Here is an 18,440-nt window from a genome sequence, read left to right as displayed (position 1 = left end):
AACTTTAGACATTAGACTTTAGACGTTAAACTTTTTCCATGAAACCACTCCATACACTCCTCCTTCTGCTGCTGCCTTCGCTGGTGATGGCGCAGCAGCCACAGGCGTTGCCGGCCGATCTGAGTACGCTTATTCAGCAGGCATCGGCTAATTTTCCGTTGCTGAAACAGCAGGAACAACAAATTCAGGGCGTGGCCGTACAGGCCGATCTGGCTCGTACGGCGCTGAAACCCCTGGTATCGATCAATGGCACTTACCAATACATTGATCCAGTTCCGAAGGCGACGTTGCCTGTCGATGGGCGTAATGTATCCTTGCAGTTTCAGCCGAACCACAATGTCAATGGTAACGTGTCGGTGTCGCAGTCGATCTATGATTTTGGCCGGACGGGGGCAGCAGTGCAACGGGCGGGCGATAACCTCCGCATTGCGCAACGTCAGCAGGAGCTGACCCGGCATAACCTGACCTATCAGGTGGCGGCGGCCTATTATGGTATCGGGTTCATTCAGCGGAGTATGATCGTGCAGGACTCCGTGATTCGTACGGCGGCCAATAACGTGACCATTCTGAGCGCCCGGCTCCAAAACGGCGATGCGCTTCAATACGACGTCATTACGCAACAGGTACGGTTGAAAACAGCGCAGAACCGGAAGATCGACCTGCAAAATCAGCTCGACCGTCAGCGCGCCCTGCTCACGTACCTGACCGGTAACACCGATCCGACTGTTGGACCGGACGCGCAGCAATTTGGTGGTATCATCCAGCCATTTTCGCTGGAGGGTCAGTTGCAACTGGCACAGGCAGGGAACAAAGACATACTGGCTACGCAGGACCGGGTTCAACTGGCCCAAACGGATGTGCTGGTCGATGAACTGTCTGGGCGCCCGAGTCTGGTGGCGGTGGGGTCAACGGGTTTTCGGAACGGGTACGTACCTGACGTAAACACGCCCCGTTTTAATGTGGCTGCGGGCATCTCGTTCACGGCGCCGCTCTATGCGGGTGGCCGCTACAAGTTGCAGCAACAGGCCGCCAAGCTGAACCTGAATGCCAGCCGCTACGCCGTTGATAATGCCACGGCTCAACTTCGGCAGCAACTCGCTCAACTCAACGCCGACATTGCCGCCAACCAAACGCGTTTACAGAACCTGAACACACAGGTAGCTCAAGCCCGGCAGGCGCTACAATTGGCGCAAACCCGATTGCGCAACGGGGTCATCACGGCGGTTGAGTTGGAAAGTGCCGAGACCGGTATTGAAGAAGCGCTGCTCGGCCAACTGGCTTTTCAGTATCAACTGGTGCTGAATCAGTTAGAATTGAAGCGGTTGATGGGCGAAAATCTGTGATCGCAAATTCCTTAAAAACTCCTAAATTTTGATTTAGCGGTTCTTGGTAGAAGTAACAAAATCAGGCATTTGAACGTTGTTTGTGTATATTCCTTCTTTAAGACGTACTATTCCCATTCACAAAAACCAACGCGCATTTGTTATGAAAGACCAGGTCATTACCATACTCAATAACTTTGGTATTCAAGGTTCACAGTTGACCGGCGATGCTCACTTCACCCGCGATCTCGGCCTCGACAGTCTGGACACGGTTGATATGGTCATGCAATTAGAACAGGAGTTCGGCATTCGTATTCCCGACGAAGATTACACCAAATTGCTGACACTACAAGGTGTGCTGAACTACCTGGAAGAACATCAGGTCTCGGTTGCTGCTTAGTTATTATCAGAATACATACCTTACGTCGAAGGGTCTCAGGCAATATGCCTGGGACCCTTTTTTTGTTGCTTAGTTGTGAAAACGCATGCTGCGCCCCGCTGGGGCTTTGGTTAGCTACCGTGTTGCGTTGCTTTCTACCGATGCTTCGGCCCGCTGGGCCTGTCGGTTTTAGGCCCCCGCCCTGTGTGGAGGGTTCTGTTAGCAGAGCATCAGTGGTGCATATCAAGTCCAGTGAGAGCAGGCCCAGCGGGCCGAAGCATCGATAGAAAAAAGGATGTGCAAAATGTACCTGAGCCCCGGCGGGGCGTAGCATGCGTTTTTCAAAATGCTTTCACTCATTGCCGTTGGCTTCAGCCAACGTAGCAACGAAAGCCAATGCCCGGTGTTCGGCGTAGGTGAACAGGCTGCGAGGCGTCATGAAACCAACGTGACCGCCGAGGCGGGGTGTTTCCAGGAAGAAATGGGGTAACTGCTCAGCCAGCCATATTGGCGAACATTCAGGCGAGAGTAACGGGTCGTTTTGGGCGTTGAGCAGTAGCGCAGGAATAGTTAGGCCCGGCATGAAATTGATGGCTGATGCCTGCTCATAAAAATCGTCGGCGTCGCGGTAGCCGTTGACGGGGGCCGAAAACCAGTCATCGAAATCTTTCCAGACACGTACTTGCTTCAATCGACTCATATCCAGTCGGCTGGGGTACTGCGTGGCTTTCCGGCTGATTTTCACCAACAACTTCTTCATGAATCGATTGCGGTAGAACCGGTTACCGGGCAAATCGAGCAGCAATGCACTGGCTCTAAGGTCGACAGGTGCCGAAATAGCAATAACCCGGCTGATAGATGCGGGCAGGTTTGCACCATGGACACCGGCGTATTTCAGCGAGATATTCCCGCCCATGCTGTAGCCAACCAGCACTACCTCGTCATAATTTTTAGAGGCCAACGCGTGCGTGATCACTTCGCCGATATCGCCAATTTCGCCGTGATTATACAAACGAAATGCATGATTCATTTCGCCGCTACACGATCGACAGTTCCAGGCCAGCACATCAAAGTGATGTTCATGAAACAGGCGAGCGGTTCCCATGATGTAATGACGGTGACTATCGCCTTCGAGCCCGTGCGTCAATACGACCAACCGGGTATGATGCGGCTTACGAAGCCAGTCGATATCCACGAAGTCACCATCTGATACCGTCAGCCGTTCACGTTGATAAATTATGCCTGTAATACGCCGGGTTAAGCTAGGTATAATGGTCTGTAGGTGAGCATTATACTGAAGACGCGGTGGACCGGCATAAGTCGAGGCAAAAACAGGCATTAACTTCTAGTGATTAATCGGTGTTCAGAAGGCAAGTAGTTATTTCTTATGAGTTACGCCAAATATATTTCTGTAGCGCTTGCCAGTATGCTTAAGTTCGTTGGCGGTCCGCTGGCCGGGCTGGCTTTACAACTGAGCTGGTTCGAAACCGCTATTTGCTCGGTGACGGGCATGATGATGAGCGTTTTTCTGGTCTTGTTTGCCGGAACCGCTATCACTCAGATTCAGGATCGGTATCGTAAAACAGCACCCCGGTTATTTACGAAACGGAGTCGTATGGCGGTGCGCATCTGGCAGCGGGCCGGTTTGGCAGGTATTGCTGTGCTGACACCTATTTTGCTCACGCCTATTGGCGGCACAGCGTTGGCCCTCTCCTTCCGCGTGCCTACACTGCGCATTATCGTCGCTATGCTGCTCAGCGGTATATTCTGGGGCGTATTGATCTGCTGGGGACTATTCCAGATACCGGCGCTATTAAAGTAAGGTTCACCTCACCGACTTACCTCTACCGTTGGCTTCGCCGTTTTCTTACGGAAATCACCTTGTGAAAAGTGTTTTTCGATGAGGCAGTACATCAGAATAAAGAAGTACCGGCTACCCATTTCCTTGATTTTCAGCTTCGATTCGCCGTATTTCCGGTTCGTCCAGCTATTGGGTACTACTTCGTAGCTGTAGCCCCGCACCATGGCTTTCAAGGGTAATTCTACAGTGAGGTTAAAGTGCGGCGATAGAAACGGCTTGATGCCTTCCATAGTTTCGCGGCGGTACAGTTTGAAGGCGTTGGTCGTATCGTCGTAGCGGGTATTCATCATCAGACGGATGATCATGTTGGCCACCCGATTGATCACTTTTTTCACCGCCGGGTAGTCAATAACACTGCCCCCTTTCTGCCAACGCGAGCCAAAAACAGCATCGGTACCGGTTTCGCGCATCTTGTTGTAATACTTCACCAGGTCTTCCGGATCGTCGGACATGTCGGCCATGAAAACGGCTACACAATCGCCCGAAAAGCGTTCGAGACCGTAGCGAACGGCGTACCCGAATCCGTTTGGCCCCAGGTTCGTGAAAACAACTAAGGTTGGAATTTCGGTCTGCAGACCTTGTAGAACGGCCAGTGTGTTATCCTTCGAGTTATCATTGGTTACACAAATTTCATGGTCGATGCCATGTTTGGCGAGCGTTTGATAGAGCGCGCGAAGGGTTTCGGAAATCGACTCTTCTTCGTTGTAAGCCGGGATAACGACACTTAGCTTCATAGAGCATTACTTGTTGGGAGACGCAAAGTTACGCGGGTTTCCAGTGCGATGGTACATCGGGAACCGCCACTTTTATCTGTTGCAGGATTTCGTTAGGTAGTGGCCCCTGACGTGACGCCCGCACGTGGTCGATCACCTGATCGGCCGATCGAACGCCGGGAATCACAACCGACACAGCCGGGTGACTCAGGCAAAACCGTAGCGCCGAGGCACTGATACCGCCGTCGAGTTCATTCAGAAAAGCGAGTTGACGGGCGCTGTCCAGCAGCCATTGACGGTCACGATCGGGCAGGTAATGACGGTATTGGTCGGCGGGGAAAACGGGATCGTTTTCCAGGTACGTTGCCTTCAGGAAGCCAGATGCCAGCGGCACCCGCGCAATAAATCGGTAAGCATTCGCCTTGGCATCGGCCCATAAAATGGTTTCGGCACGGCGGTCTAGGGCGTTATAAATCACTTCCAGCACCGACCCAAAGCCAGCGTCCATCACGCGTTTGGCTCCGTATACTGACCGGGAGCTGACGCCATATGCCTTGATTTTACCGGCTCTGATGAGCGCCTCGAATGGCTCGGGATCATAGGTAGTCCAATCGAAAGCATCGGGTGGGCTATGAAGCAATAAAACAGCCAGTGAATCGACTTGCAACCGACGCAAACTAGCCTCGACGGCTTCGGTCAGATAAGCAGCGCTATAATCCTGAATAGATTGGCCAGAGGCATCACGGCGATTGCCAAACTTGGTACAGATCTCAACGGGCAACGTACCTGATTGAGTGGCTCGTTCTGCCAGTACCTGCCCAACTATAGTTTCAGACAGACCGGCCCCGTAGCTATCGGCTGTATCGATGAAACGAATGCCTTCATCCAATGCCCGGTGAATCGCACCGGCAGCCGTTGATTGGTCAACGGCGCCCCAACCCGTTGGCTTATCGCCAACGTAGTTAGGGCCACCCAGTTGCCATGTTCCGATACCCAGCCGGGATGAATGCGCCGAGCTGGATTCGGTTATTTCTGAATCGATCATGCAGTTACTGCCACCGATTCGCTCGTCTGCCCAGCGGCCGACAGAATAATTTTACCTTTAATGAGGCTGCGCTGACCTGGATATTCGGCGAAGAACGCGTTACGGCCGTGCATTACGCGGTCGTCGTGGAAAAACACGCACTCCCCTTCTTTCAGCGTCACCGGCATCACGATACCCGATTCGATGATACGGGTTTCCAGGAATTTCTGCCAACGCTCGCACATATCGAGTACTTCCGGCGAATTCTCTTCGCGGTCGAGGCAATAGTAGTTCCAGTTAGCCAGATAGCCTTCTTCGTCTTTGTCGAGCGGCTTTCTTACTTTCCGTAAACCACCTTTCGAGTGAACGACATCGGTGCTCATCAGTTCGTCGAGCAGGGCGGTTTCGCCGTCCAGATTCAGGCAGTCAACCAGTGTTTGCAGGTCAATAAACGTGGTAGCTCCACCGAGTTTAGCTTGCGAGGCACTGTAGAAAAAGTTTACGGCCACTTCGTCATACAACTCCACATACGAGTCATCGGTATGCATCGGCTGACGTGTATTGCTCGACCGGTAGCGGTCAGGAATTTCGGGATTGTAGGTAATGTCGATCCAGCGATTACCCGTCTGCTGGCCCGTAGCGATATCCTCATCGGCAGCATGGATTTTTCCGATGGTTTCTGACAGGCGGCTATAAAAATCATGCACCGGCAGATCAGGCTTGAACCCTGACAGATGAACAACCCGGTTATTCATCACGGCATGCTTCACATTCTGAATGGTTTCATCGAGCGTAGTGTACGCTACTGTAGCGAAGAAGTTCATATCAATCTTACGTTTCGTTTTTAACTAAATGGTGTACTCTAAACCCCTTGAGGGACAGCCGGTTTTTACGCCCGGTTAATGGTTGAAAGTACTATATGAAGCGGTTACCTTCCAAACTGAGTTATCCAACAGCCCGCTCTTTTGGTCACGCTTTCAGGAGCCTGACGAATACTATTTCAAACAAAAGGAATACTAAAGCCGCTATAATGCAATATGGCCACAGGTTTTTTCCTATGTTCTCCTCCTCAAGTACCTGACCAAAATCATTATCCCGTATGCTATCAAACACCTCCACGTTTGGTTGGTTCGAAAAAGCCTGCCGCAATTCGGCGGGTGTATAGAACGCCATCTGCGATTCGGCCCGGCCGTGGTTGAGGGCAATGACCCGTTCGGTTTGCGGTGCGCCATCAGTGCTTGTGCGTTGCAGTTCGTAATAGCCCGCTTCAACCGTTTGCCCCGCCGACAATTGATTGGCTTTAGGTAACTCAAGCACCAATTGGTTACCCACCACCCGCTGCACCGGAATAATTTCCAGCGCTTTGTTCTTTAGCTTATACACAGCTCGGTCGGCCGCAGTGGCCACGTTACCCGCAATCGGAAACGACAGAATATTATCGTCGAAGGAGTAAGCTGTACGCTGCGGACGAACGCTGAGCGCGGCCATTTTGTACATGACTGGTACAAACAAAGCGTGTTGAGCCAGGTTTCCGTAATCGGCGCTCAGCGGACTGGCCAATATGTAGACCTGCCCCTGCCGGCCTGTTGTTCCGTCTCCCGCCCGCGACTGCGTCAGAAATGGCTGACCACTGCGAAGAGTCAGCAGTTTATCGCCGCCATTCCATTGCCAAACAGGCGCGGCTTGTGGCATACTGAGCACCTCCTGCCGGAATCCCTGCTGAAACACATCGGCAAAAAACGGATTCCGCCGGTCGGGTTCGGCCACTGGAATGGGTTCGGCATCGGCTGGGGTAATTTGCACGCCAGGTACGTTCAGGCTGCTCAGAAACGGGCCATAACTGGCCGCATCGGGACGAACGGGTGGAATAACCACCATGCTGCCTCCCTGCTTTACAAACTGATCGAGTTCGGTGCGTAATGTACCCGATACCTGTGGAACACCTTCGAGCACCACCAAATCGGTTCCTTTCAATTGCCCAACGTCGAAATTCTGCGCAGCAAACTGCCGGAACGTAAACAGACTATCGTTCTCGAAAACGGCCTGAATGTAATCGGGCCCGGACGCGGGACCGTTTGGTTGCTGACCATACAGATGCAGCACCCGAATAGCGGGCGACGCTTCGATGACGAAGTAGTAATCATTATCAAACGTAATGGGCTGATCGTCGAAGAAGACGCGCCCCCGGTGAAATCCTTTTTTGGTCACGTTGATCGTCAGTGTTACATCACCGGTACCGTTGGCGGGCAGATTCACCGATGCGGTAGAAGCCTGTACATCATCGAGATAAAGGCGAACAGGCAGATTTTGCACCGCTTCCCGACCACTATTATGCAGCCTGACGTTGAGGCTGTTATTCTGCATCTCGCGCACGAAAGGCGTAGTTAACCACACCGAATCGACCGCTACATTCCGTTCGGCCTGCGCCGCAATGGGCACCAGATACAGCCGATCGGCGGTGTCTATGCGCAACCGGCTCAGATCACCGGCAGTGCTTTTCTGAAAATCGGAAAACCAGAACAGTTGTTGGGTACCTCCCCGACCCGTACTGGCCAGCAGATTACGTTGGCGACGATAAACGGCTTCGAGTGTGCGTGGCGTGTGCGCCAGTTTGATAGAAGCCAACCGGTCGCGAATGGCCTCTGAGGTAGCGGTCTGCTGTTCGTCGGCCGAGAAATCGTTGGTTATCAGTTGCAGCGATGTGGCATTTTTGAAAAGCGTCAATAACTGATCGAGCTTGCCAACGGCAATATCGATGTAACGGCGATGAGGGGCATTGTTGGCCTCTTCGTTCTGCATACTGAACGAATTATCGACATAGAGGCTGGTTGCTCCCTGCCGTGACAAGCCAAGGCTACTTTTCGAGGGAATAAAGGGCTGGGCAAAAGCAAATACCAGCGCCGCCAGAAACAGACAGCGAGCCAGCAGAATAAGCCAATCGCGTAACCGCCGAAACGATCGGGTGGTCGTTTGCACCGTCTGCAGCAGGGCCACATTGGTAAAATACACCCGACGCGTACGTCGAAAATTGAATAAGTGAATGGCAATTGGCACCGCAAGGGCCAGCAATCCCCACAAAAACGACGGAAACAGGAAACTCATACAGACGTAACGCTTTCAGGCCGTAAGTTAAGGTAGAAAAGTTGTCCAATGTTCAATGTCTAAAGTTCAAGGCTGCGTTGCCAAATTCACCACACCGTGATCTGGCAACGCAGCCTTGAACTTTAGACATTGAACATTAAACAACCCTTCTTACCCTTTCAAAATCGTATGCCCCATTTTGTCGCGTTTGGTGGTCAGGTAACGCACATTATGGGGATTGCTCGGCATCTCGAGCGGTACAGTTTCTACAATTTCCAGGCCGTAACCCATTAGTCCGGCCCGTTTTTTCGGATTATTTGAGATCAGGCGCAGTTTGAGCACGCCCAGATCGCGCAGGATCTGTGCACCAATACCGTAGTCACGGGCATCCATGGGTAGGCCCAGATCCAGGTTAGCTTCTACCGTGTCGCGGCCACTTTCCTGTAGTTTATAAGCTTTCAGCTTGTTGATCAGGCCAATGCCGCGCCCTTCCTGGAACATGTAAAGTACCACGCCTTTGCCTTCACGCTCTACCATTTCCATTGACGCGTGTAGCTGAGGCCCGCAATCGCAACGGCATGAACCGAAAATGTCGCCGGTAACGCAGGACGAGTGAACCCGCACCAACACCGGTTCACCGGGCTCCCAATGTCCTTTGATCAGGGCCAGGTGGGTATCTTCGGTATTTTGTTGCTTGTAAGCGATCAGGTCAAAGTGCCCCCAATCGGTGGGCATATCGACGCCAATTTCGCGTTTGATAAGGCTCTCCGTGCGCAGCCGATACGAGATCAGGTCCTGAATGCTGATTAGTTTCATGCCAAAGCGATCGGCCATGATGCGCAATTGAGGCAAACGGGCCATAGTGCCATCCTCATTCAGTACCTCGATCAGTACACCTACCGGTTTCAGACCCGCCAACCGTGCCAGATCAACGGCTGCCTCCGTATGCCCCGCCCGACGGATGACGCCGCCATCTACCGCCCGAAGGGGAAAAATATGGCCGGGTCGGCCCAAATCATCGGGCACCGTGTCGGTATCGACTAGGGCACGAATGGTTTTTGAGCGGTCGGAGGCCGAAATACCAGTGGTGCAACCATGACCCAGCAAATCGACCGATACGGTGAATGGGGTAGTGTGTACCGATGTATTGCTGGTGACCATCATATCGAGGCCCAGTTCCTGGCAGCGCTCGTCGGTTAAGGGAGCACACATTAATCCGCGCGCTTCTTTCACCATAAAATTAACCATTTCGGGCGTAATCATTTCTGCGGCGCAGATCATATCTCCCTCATTCTCACGATCTTCATCATCGACAACCAAGATAATTTTACCCGCCTTGATGTCGGCGATGGCGTCTTCGATTCGATCTAACTGGTTGCTACCCGAATGGGTGCCCGTATCTTTGTTCATAGGTAATTGGAATCAGCGATGCTTTTGGCGAGTTATTTGCTCCGGTTTATATCACCACTATCCATTCATTTACAAAACTCTGTCTGGCAAAGATACGTTTCGTCTGATGCGCGAAAAGGCCGGCAATTGCGTTAAGGATTCAGATCATCAAGGAAGTAGCTACGAAACAACATTACACCGTGAATGAATTCGGAAACAGGCAGCGGCGCATCATAGCGCTTGCTTTTGGCCTGTTAATCAATACATTATCTCTAAATGCACAAAATTTCTGCCCTACCTCAACAGCGGTAGAAACGGGTTCATTCAGTGTGCCTGCCCGCGCGTGTGCTGACGTACCTATTACGGTTACGGGCGTACCTACCTCGCTGGTCAATGTCAGGTATGAGTATGAATACAGTGGTAACGGATTACCCAGTGGAACCAACAGTATATCCAAGATTTACTCCACGCCGGGTAGTTACACCATTCTTCAGACCGCTGCCGGACCAAACGCCACAGGTACGTTGGCCTGTCGGGTAATTGAAGTATTGCCGGTAAGTCCTGTTTCGTTTAGCGTCACTTCTTGTTCAAATCGGCTGGTTAGACTACGGTATACGTTGGACGCCCAAACTATCCGATACAACACACTATCGATCAATTGGGGCGATGGATCGCCCCAATCTACCGTCGTTCTAAATGGCTCGAACACTGCGGGAACTATTGAGCGCAGCTACGCTGGCAACGGAACCAACTTTACCGTAACCCTAACGGGCGCGTATACGGGGGCTTGTTCTGGTAAACCCGCCACACGCTCGATTCAGCTTTCTGGCTCATCGACCGTTAATCCGAATATTCTTTCGCTCACATCTGAAGCAACGGAGGCAAAGATTAATTATCAGGGGCCACAAGATTTCAGTCTGGAATTATATAAAAAAGATGCCAGCGGAACCTATACCCCAACCGGTCTCACAGGTACGTCGGGCGGAAATTTTACCATACCTGCCTCGCCAACGGACGTAAGCTGTTTCCGGATTGTTGCCAAAGACGCCTGCGGCACATCGGAGCGTCGCTCTAACGAGGTGTGTAGCCTGGTGCTGACCGCAACCGCCGGTGATAAGAGAAACACATTAAACTGGCAACCTTATGCGGGGACGGGTGGTACATTTAGCCGATACCGGCTTTACCGCAACACTACCCCTACTGGCTTTTTCTCCCAAAACCGGCTGGAGTCATCCCATGCTGATGCCAACAACATTCTTTGCGGTCAGAACTATTGTTACTTTCTCGAAGCAACTATTGCTAATGGAGCTGTATCGCCCACTACTGTACGGTCTATGTCTGTCTGCGTCACCGGTTTCGATAATACGTCGGTAGCCTCGCCTACGTCAGCGTACGTATCAGTACAGCCCGATGGCGTAAACGTACAGGCCACGCTACCCGACGTTGGTTTACCCTCGCCCTATACGCTTGTGGTAACCCGGTCTAACGGAGGAGGCAGTCCATTCAATCCGTTGGCTACCAGCGATGACCGGTCTTATCTCGATGCTACGGCGCAGACCAACAGTCAGAGTTACTGCTACCAGACCGCTATTCGTAACTCGTGCGGCGTTCTGTCTAAACCTACCTCACCGGCCTGCTCCATCTTATTATCCAAAGGGCCCAACGGCTCGGTAACCTGGACCTCAGCTTCGCCCTATGCCAACGAGTCGCCGCAGGAATATCAGGTTATTTTTATTGACCCCGTAACGGGAGCTTCTGATAAAAGACCTCTTGGCAACGTGACCAGTTATCAACCTGACCCCGATAGCCAGATTACGCAGTACCAGATTGCCGCCGTCAACAACGCCGGTATCGAAAGCTATTCTAACCCCATTGAAGTTGAGCTTGGGTTGCGTGTGTTTCTGCCTAATGCGTTTACTCCCAACGGTGACCAGAACAATCAGACGTTCATGGCCAAAGGACTCATTGCTTTCTGGAACACGTTCGAGATGACCATTTTCAGCCGTTGGGGCGACGTAGTGTACAACACAACCGACAAAAACACAGCAGGCTGGAACGGCGAAGTAAACGGAGCTCCTGCCCAATCGGGTTACTATGGCTACCGCATCAAAATAACAGATGCCCTGGGCAAGGCTTATCAGCGAACCGGTCAGGTCTTACTGATTCGGTAAACTGGATTGGCACCTTTGTGGTTATCGTTTCAGGGTTTACTGCCAACCATCTCTTCATCACCTTCGCGGTGACTGGTAGCGTTGGCCCCTGTATATTCGACTTTTAGCTTGTAGACTATGTTTGGTAACCTTGGAGATATGATGGGCATGATGGGGAAGATGAAGGAAATTCAGTCCCGCATGAAAACCGCCCAGGACAGTTTAAGCACGTTGTCGGCCACCGGCGAATCGGGTGCCGGTCTGGTACGCGCTACCGTTAACGGTCAGAAACAACTAACCAGCTTAGTGATCGACCCCGACCTGATGAAGTCGGCCGATGACCGCGAAATGCTTCAGGATCTGGTGGTGGCCGCTACCAACAAGGCAATGGAAAACGTGGAGCCCATTATTAAAGCACATTTGCAACAGGCTACGGAGGGTTTACTACCCAATATTCCGGGTATGGACCTAGGCAGTATGATGGGGCAATAAGCCGACAAACGGCTTTTTCTGACTTCTATCTATGTCCCTTGCGGTTGTTATTCTGAATTACAACGGGAAAGGTTTCCTTTCCCGTTTTCTGCCTTCCGTTGTTGACCATTCCGACGAAGCTACCATCTACGTAGCCGACAATGGAAGCACCGATGGATCGGTAGACCTGCTACTGAACGAGTTTCCCAGTGTACGGTTAATTCGGCTTCCCAGCAACGAAGGCTATGCCGGTGGATATAACACGGCTTTGCAGCACATTCGCCACCATTCCGACATTTTCACCTACTACTGCCTGCTCAATTCCGACGTAGCCGTTACTCCGGGCTGGACCCTGCCGGTGTTGCGCCTCCTCGATGCGAATCCCCGTATGGCGGCCTGTCAGCCTAAGCTACTCGCCTACAACGAACCCACGATGTTCGAGTACGCGGGTGGGGCGGGTGGCTATCTCGATTGGCTGGGTTTCGCCTTTTGTCGAGGTCGCCTCTTCGATACCCTGGAAACCGATACCGGACAGTATAACGACAACCGGCCTGTTTTCTGGGCCTCGGGCGCGTGCCTGTTTGTGCGGGCATCTGTTTTTCACCAAACAGGCGGCTTCGACCCCGATTTCTTTGCGCACATGGAAGAGATTGACTGGTGCTGGCGGGTGCAACGGCAGGGCTACGAGGTCTGGACGTGCGGCGAGGCGGCAGTACACCATGTGGGTGCGGGTACACTGGCGAAAACGAATCCAAAAAAGACGTACCTGAATTACCGCAACAGCCTGGCCATGCTGTATAAAAACCTGCCGAGTCGCAACTTGTGGGTTCTACTGATACTGCGGCTAGTGGTAGATGGACTCTCGGCGGGGCCCCTGTTGCTTCGCGGCGAATGGGCGGCTATCGGGGCTATCATCCGCGCCCACTTCGCTTTCTACGGTTGGCTGGGGCGGTCCGATGCTTCAGCGTTACACTATAAACGCCGCAGCTTAACCAAACTCGCCACTACCGATGTACAGCTTTTCCCAAAGAGTATTGTCTGGCAGTACTTCGCAAAAAGCGTACGGCGCTTTTCGGAGCTGTAAGTAAAAGTTTAAAGGTCAATGTCTAATGTCCAACGTGCTTCGCTACATCACAAACAAATAAGATTAGCGAAGCACGTTGGACATTAGACATTGACCTTTAAACAGTTCTACTGCAAAATCGGCTTTACGTCTATCTGACTTTGGTGATACACCAGTGAATGGGGGACCACGCTCTCGGTTAGCCAGACGTTTCCGCCAATGATGGAGTGATGGCCCACCACAGTATGCCCGCCAAGAATAGTGGCGTTGGCATAAATGACTACATTATCCTCGATGGTTGGGTGGCGTTTTTTCTGAGCCAGCGACTTGGCTACGTGGGTAGCGCCTAACGTTACGCCTTGGTATACTCTAACGTTTGCGCCAATAATGGTTGTTTCGCCAATAACAACGCCTGTGCCATGATCGATAAAGAACGACGGGCCGATACTGGCTCCGGGGTGAATATCGATGCCCGTTTGTCCATGCGCGTATTCGGTTAGCATGCGGGGTAACAGGGGCACATCGGCCTGAAGTAACGCGTTGGCAATGCGGTAAACGGCAATGGCGTAAAAGCCCGGATAAACCGCAATCACCTCTTCAATGCTCACTGCCGCCGGGTCATTATCGGCAATCGCGTGCGCGTCGAGCAACAGATTTTCGTGAATAGCAGGCAGTTCATCGAAAAAGCGGTGTGCAACGGCTTCAGCGCGTATAAGCAGGTTTGGCTGAAGCGGATGCAACAAGCAAAGCAACTGATCGTGGAGGCGCTGATACGTTTCGCCCACATTGGCCGTAGCCGACTGACAATCCTGCGTAACGGGAAACAGCAAACGCATTAACTGCTCGATAAACCGGCCAGCGTCGGGACGCGAAGGAAGCCTGTACTGATAGTTCTGCCGCTGAGCAGACAAACGATTTAAGAAATCAACGAGCGGAGTCGACATACGTTATAGTGGCTAATCTACCCCAATGTGGGGCAACGGCCCAACAGCCCGGAATGGGCAGCGCGGGTAACAGAGCAGGGCAAAATACCCTCAATCAACTGATTGGCGAACAAATGTCGGTCCAAATAGTTCGACAACGGAGATTGGCTTGTATTTTGTCTACACGTACATACAATTCAGCACTTACAGTCATGATTTATAAAACACTAAGCATTTTGGGCTACTCATTGGCCGCTACGTCTGGCTTCTCGTTTTGCCTGGCGTGGTTGTGCTCGTCGCCCACGGAAGCAACCAGTACAACCACCACGCCAACGGCCATTACGATCTCTACAGCAGACGCACACCCTGGTCTGAAGTTCGAGGCACCCGTTGAGTACACCTATGCCAACGACGGCACCAACCGGATGTTTATTATTGAACAGGCGGGGAAAATTAAAGTCGTAGACCGGGCAATGGGCGCTAAAAAAGCCGATACATACCTGGATATTAAAAGTAAAGTAGCCTATGGTGGTGAGATGGGTTTGCTTGGCCTCGCTTTTCACCCGAAGTTTAAAGAGAATGGCTATTTCTTCGTGAATTACACGAAGAACAACCCGCGCGAAACAGTCATCAGTCGTTTCAAAGCCTCATCGGCAAGCGCCGGTCAGGTTGACCCCGCCTCAGAGGTTATTCTGTTCACCTTCAAGCAACCTTATTCAAACCATAACGGAGGCAAGGTAGCGTTTGGTCCTGACGGGTATTTGTACATTGCCACCGGCGACGGGGGTAGTGGTGGCGATCCGCAGAATAATGCACAGAATAGATCGATTCTATTAGGAAAAATTCTTCGTATCGACGTTGATGGGACTGACAAAGGGAAATACGGCATTCCGGCTGACAATCCGTATAAAGCCAACAAAAACGACTTTCGAGAAGAAATTTACGCCTACGGCCTACGCAATCCGTGGCGGTTCAGCTTCGACAAGCAGGGCAAACTCTGGACTGGTGACGTTGGTCAGAATGAGATTGAAGAAGTTGATATAGTCACTAAAGGGGGTAATTACGGCTGGCGTATTCGTGAAGGAAACGCGGGTTATAAACCGAATGAGAAGGCTGAAACCCCCATTACCGAGCCTATTCACACGTATACCCACGCTAATGGCGACTTATCGATTACGGGTGGGTACGTGTATCAGGGTAAAGCCGCCCCTGCTTTGGTAGGCAAGTATATTTATGCCGATTATGTTAGCGGCCGGGTTTGGGCCTTAACACCTACGGGTAACAACAAGGCAACCAATCAGCTCATTTCCGAACGGGTCGGCACGGTCTCGGCCTTTGGCGAAGACCGGACCGGTGAGCTATACATCTGCGACCACGCAGAAGGAAAAATTCTGAAAGTAGCGAATTAACTACCTCTGTCAATTTCTAAACCCCATACCTGTGCTCGACACCGTTGGTTAGTCGAGCGCAGGTATGGGGTTTAGTCTTTATAGACCAGTTAGCGCTGTGAACAGACATTGGTACTCGGTGGTGGAATGTCCATGTAGTGTTCTTCCATACATTTAAGGGGGGCTGTGGATTGAGGCGGAAAGCTACTTTATAGAGAAGGCAGGGTATTGATACCCACGCGATTCGCCATAAAATTATCTCTCCGGCCAACCGTAACTATAGGTTACATATTCTTACTTTGTTCCTGATTTGTTCCTTTTTTATACCCTCCCCCTCTATACTCATCGTATATGACTGACAATGAAATGATTGAGCTTAGGGAAGCCATCAGGAAAAAATACGAGGAGTACCGGTTGGCAAAACCGGGAAAGTATCCCACCATTAAGTTTAACAGCTATCCGGCACCCTACGAATATCTTCGAACGTCGTTTAAAGAAGAGTTAATCAATCAGGGACAAGCTGACATGCAAGAGGCTATTGCCGCCATTCCCAGCGTAAAAACATTAGCAAAAATTTTCCACGAAGGCTATATCCTGAAAGATGAAAAGGCACTCACGACCTGCTATCTATATGCGTGGGGAAAGCCAATACACATAGCCAGTGACATAACCTCACCAACAATAACACCTACCCGAGAGACGCTCAGGCAACAACCTACTAAGCGCATCTTATTTTTCGTTGGTCTAGCAATTGGTGTTAGCGCTTTAGCATACCTACTCGTTGGCCAGTATGCCAGTGGATTAGTGATCGACAGCCCTGCCAACGGCATGACTGTGCCGCGGATTATGATTGCTGAAGGTAGAGTGAATGACGCGGAGATGGTGTGGCTTGTCATCCGCCCAGTTGGGAAACCCGAGTATTACGTGCAGGCACCTATCAAGGTGGCCGATGATGGTACCTGGAAGGGACCAATCTACACAGGCAACGGTGACAGCCGAAGTGTTGGCGTACGGTTTTTAGTACGCGCTTTTGTTAACCCGAAAAAACCATTGATAGAAGAGCAGATAATCTACGCGTGGCCCCAAGCCGAACTATCTTCAGACATCGTTGAGGTGGTGCGGGGGGCGCAGAATATCCAGGAAATAATTAACCCGTGATGCGGATGCGGGCACCCGGGGTGTAGTTCACCGTGCCATATAACTGAACCGAGCGAACGGTAACCGTTTCGGTCAGACTAATCTGATGGCCAGAGTTGATCCGAACTCGCTCATTGGGTAATGGCAAACGTCCAACTGTCCAGATAGCGGGGTTAGTCCACGCGCCGGAGGCAACCGTCTCGCAAACATCAGAAAACAGCGATACCGTTGGAAAGTTCTGCAGCAGTAGTTCGTCGGTTTTAGCTCGTCCTGCACCAAACCAGTCATTGAGAATGTCGGCATAGACCCGGCGGAAATCGATCTGCATTTTCACGTCTTTGTTGCCACCGTAGCTTTCGATCAGATCTGACAGATTTGGGTTTACACCAATGCTTTGATGGCGTATCGGCGCTCCAAAAACGAACTGCGGAGCCGCCACGCCGTGATCTGTTCCGAAAGAAGCGTTTGCGTTGGCCCGACGCCCAAAATCAGAGAAAGTCATGCCTACTACCCGTTCTTGTGTTCCCTGAAGGCGCAGGTCTTCCTGAAACGAAAAGAGCGCCTCTGATACTTTCCCCAGCAGGTCGGCATGGGCACCTAACAAGGGGTTGTTATTTTGAACTTGCCCGGAGTGCGTATCAAAGCCACCCAGGGCTACAAAGTAAATTTTTGTTTTTAGCCCGCCATGAATGAGTCGGGCCACAATTTTCAGTTGCTCGGCCAGGCTGTTTTTCAGGTAATCGGCTGGGTACGTACCCAGCGTTTGTCCGGCATCGTAGGCCGCTTTTATTTCGCCCGCATAGCCCACAGCCAATGCCTGTTGTAGCCGAATAAACGAGATCAGCGCCCCGGCATCGCCACCGGGTATATCTGAGGGCGACGTAGGCTCGCCCGCTCCTACCAGCCGATAAAAAGCATCGGGGTCGTTGATGGCCACACCCATCGATTGCTGACTACCCAGCAAAGCCGTTGAGGTGAGGTAACCAATCTGAATGGCCAGCGGATCTTCCATCACCTGATTCGGAAACCCGATCGGATAACCCGGATATTGATCTTCCAAATAACGCCCAGCCCACCCCGTTGGCAGGCTCACATCGGCGTTGGCGGCCGTCATCCAGATATCGGTTGATCGAAAATGCGACTGATCAGGGTTGGGATACGATACGGAGTTAACCACCGTGAGCCGACCGTCATTGTAAAGATTACGCATGCCCGTCATGGCCGGATGAAACGCCATTTTATCGGTTCCATCCAGCGTCAGGAGGCTATTCTGAGGCAAAGCGATCGAACTGCGCAGGCTATTATACGTGGCCAGTTGATCGAGCGGAATCACGGTATTCAGCCCATCATTCCCGCCGTTGAGGTACACAATCACCAGCACTCGGTCGGTATTTACAGCCCCCGACTGCATCAGCGACTGCACCAGCGCCGACTTCCGGGTCATGGCTTTCAACCCAAACCCATTCAGCATTACAGGCACCGTAAATGCCGTTGAAGCGGCCAGAAAGTCTCTGCGGTTCATATTTATCTGGTCGGGAG

At 51.8% G+C, this 18,440-nt stretch carries 16 protein-coding genes; 8 read left to right on the top strand and 8 right to left on the bottom strand.

Features of this window, described 5'->3' with window-relative positions; translation table 11 throughout:
- The first annotated feature begins 38 nt into the window (after positions 1–38).
- Together ACAW87_RS01970 and acpP are read left to right on the top strand one after the other, a co-directional pair.
- Positions 39–1,343, top strand: a complete 1,305-nt coding sequence (locus tag ACAW87_RS01970; protein WP_370721465.1) for a TolC family protein — start codon at positions 39–41, stop codon at positions 1,341–1,343.
- 142 nt (positions 1,344–1,485) lie between these two features.
- On the top strand, positions 1,486–1,722 hold the full coding sequence (gene acpP / locus ACAW87_RS01965) for an acyl carrier protein (RefSeq protein ID WP_370721464.1): 237 nt from the start codon (positions 1,486–1,488) through the stop codon (positions 1,720–1,722).
- Between the two features lie 331 nt (positions 1,723–2,053).
- Here the strand turns inward: acpP and ACAW87_RS01960 are convergent, their stop codons facing one another.
- Positions 2,054–3,040 carry a YheT family hydrolase gene (locus ACAW87_RS01960; protein ID WP_370721463.1) on the bottom strand — a complete coding sequence of 329 codons (987 nt, stop codon included), beginning with the start codon at positions 3,038–3,040 and terminating at the stop codon, positions 2,054–2,056.
- An 87-nt stretch (positions 3,041–3,127) separates the two neighbouring features.
- On the opposite strand from ACAW87_RS01960, the gene ACAW87_RS01955 reads away from it, so the two are divergent.
- A complete protein-coding gene (locus ACAW87_RS01955) occupies positions 3,128–3,523 on the top strand; it encodes a hypothetical protein (protein ID WP_370721462.1) in 396 nt (131 codons plus the stop codon).
- Positions 3,524–3,531: 8 nt separating this feature from the next.
- Here ACAW87_RS01955 and ACAW87_RS01950 read toward each other — a convergent pair whose 3' ends face one another.
- The 5 genes from ACAW87_RS01950 to ACAW87_RS01930 all read right to left on the bottom strand — a co-directional run bounded on the left by ACAW87_RS01950 (position 3,532) and on the right by ACAW87_RS01930 (position 9,790).
- The gene (locus ACAW87_RS01950) at positions 3,532–4,296 is read right to left on the bottom strand and encodes a glycosyltransferase family 2 protein (RefSeq protein ID WP_370721461.1); all 765 of its coding nucleotides are present in this window, start codon (positions 4,294–4,296) and stop codon (positions 3,532–3,534) included.
- Between the two features lie 28 nt (positions 4,297–4,324).
- On the bottom strand, positions 4,325–5,320 hold the full coding sequence (locus ACAW87_RS01945; protein ID WP_370721460.1) for an aldo/keto reductase: 996 nt from the start codon (positions 5,318–5,320) through the stop codon (positions 4,325–4,327).
- Positions 5,317–6,123 carry a TauD/TfdA family dioxygenase gene (locus ACAW87_RS01940; RefSeq protein ID WP_370721459.1) on the bottom strand — a complete coding sequence of 269 codons (807 nt, stop codon included), beginning with the start codon at positions 6,121–6,123 and terminating at the stop codon, positions 5,317–5,319. The genes ACAW87_RS01945 and ACAW87_RS01940 overlap by 4 nt, the downstream gene beginning before the upstream one ends.
- 145 nt (positions 6,124–6,268) lie before the next feature.
- Positions 6,269–8,401: a BatA domain-containing protein gene (locus ACAW87_RS01935; protein ID WP_370721458.1), complete on the bottom strand. Its 2,133-nt coding sequence runs from the start codon at positions 8,399–8,401 to the stop codon at positions 6,269–6,271.
- Positions 8,402–8,551: 150 nt separating this feature from the next.
- Positions 8,552–9,790: a bifunctional 3,4-dihydroxy-2-butanone-4-phosphate synthase/GTP cyclohydrolase II gene (locus ACAW87_RS01930; RefSeq protein ID WP_370721457.1), complete on the bottom strand. Its 1,239-nt coding sequence runs from the start codon at positions 9,788–9,790 to the stop codon at positions 8,552–8,554.
- Positions 9,791–9,969: 179 nt separating this feature from the next.
- On the opposite strand from ACAW87_RS01930, the gene ACAW87_RS01925 reads away from it, so the two are divergent.
- The 3 genes from ACAW87_RS01925 to ACAW87_RS01915 all read left to right on the top strand — a co-directional run bounded on the left by ACAW87_RS01925 (position 9,970) and on the right by ACAW87_RS01915 (position 13,474).
- Positions 9,970–11,940, top strand: coding sequence for a T9SS type B sorting domain-containing protein (locus tag ACAW87_RS01925; protein WP_370721456.1), 1,971 nt, complete (start codon positions 9,970–9,972; stop codon positions 11,938–11,940).
- A gap of 117 nt (positions 11,941–12,057) precedes the next feature.
- Positions 12,058–12,411, top strand: coding sequence for a YbaB/EbfC family nucleoid-associated protein (locus ACAW87_RS01920; RefSeq protein WP_370721455.1), 354 nt, complete (start codon positions 12,058–12,060; stop codon positions 12,409–12,411).
- A 31-nt stretch (positions 12,412–12,442) separates the two neighbouring features.
- Entirely contained in the window at positions 12,443–13,474 is a 1,032-nt protein-coding gene (locus ACAW87_RS01915) for a glycosyltransferase family 2 protein (protein ID WP_370721454.1), read from the top strand.
- A 107-nt stretch (positions 13,475–13,581) separates the two neighbouring features.
- Here ACAW87_RS01915 and ACAW87_RS01910 read toward each other — a convergent pair whose 3' ends face one another.
- The gene (locus ACAW87_RS01910; RefSeq protein WP_370721453.1) at positions 13,582–14,397 is read right to left on the bottom strand and encodes a serine O-acetyltransferase; all 816 of its coding nucleotides are present in this window, start codon (positions 14,395–14,397) and stop codon (positions 13,582–13,584) included.
- A gap of 191 nt (positions 14,398–14,588) precedes the next feature.
- Here ACAW87_RS01910 and ACAW87_RS01905 point away from each other — a divergent pair, with 191 nt between their 5' ends.
- Together ACAW87_RS01905 and ACAW87_RS01900 are read left to right on the top strand one after the other, a co-directional pair.
- Positions 14,589–15,785, top strand: a complete 1,197-nt coding sequence (locus ACAW87_RS01905) for a PQQ-dependent sugar dehydrogenase (RefSeq protein ID WP_370721452.1) — start codon at positions 14,589–14,591, stop codon at positions 15,783–15,785.
- A 330-nt stretch (positions 15,786–16,115) separates the two neighbouring features.
- Positions 16,116–16,922 (top strand): hypothetical protein, encoded by an 807-nt coding sequence (locus ACAW87_RS01900; RefSeq protein WP_370721451.1) that lies wholly within the window; start codon positions 16,116–16,118, stop codon positions 16,920–16,922.
- On the opposite strand, the gene ACAW87_RS01895 is transcribed toward ACAW87_RS01900, so the two are convergent.
- The gene (locus ACAW87_RS01895; RefSeq protein WP_370721450.1) at positions 16,912–18,423 is read right to left on the bottom strand and encodes a DUF1501 domain-containing protein; all 1,512 of its coding nucleotides are present in this window, start codon (positions 18,421–18,423) and stop codon (positions 16,912–16,914) included. The genes ACAW87_RS01900 and ACAW87_RS01895 overlap by 11 nt on opposite strands.
- Positions 18,424–18,440 lie beyond the last annotated feature (17 nt).

It is taken from the genome of Fibrella aquatica (assembly GCF_041321135.1).
Taxonomy (GTDB): Bacteria; Bacteroidota; Bacteroidia; order Cytophagales; family Spirosomataceae; genus Fibrella; species Fibrella aquatica.
This window is presented reverse-complemented; position numbering and strand designations above follow the sequence as displayed.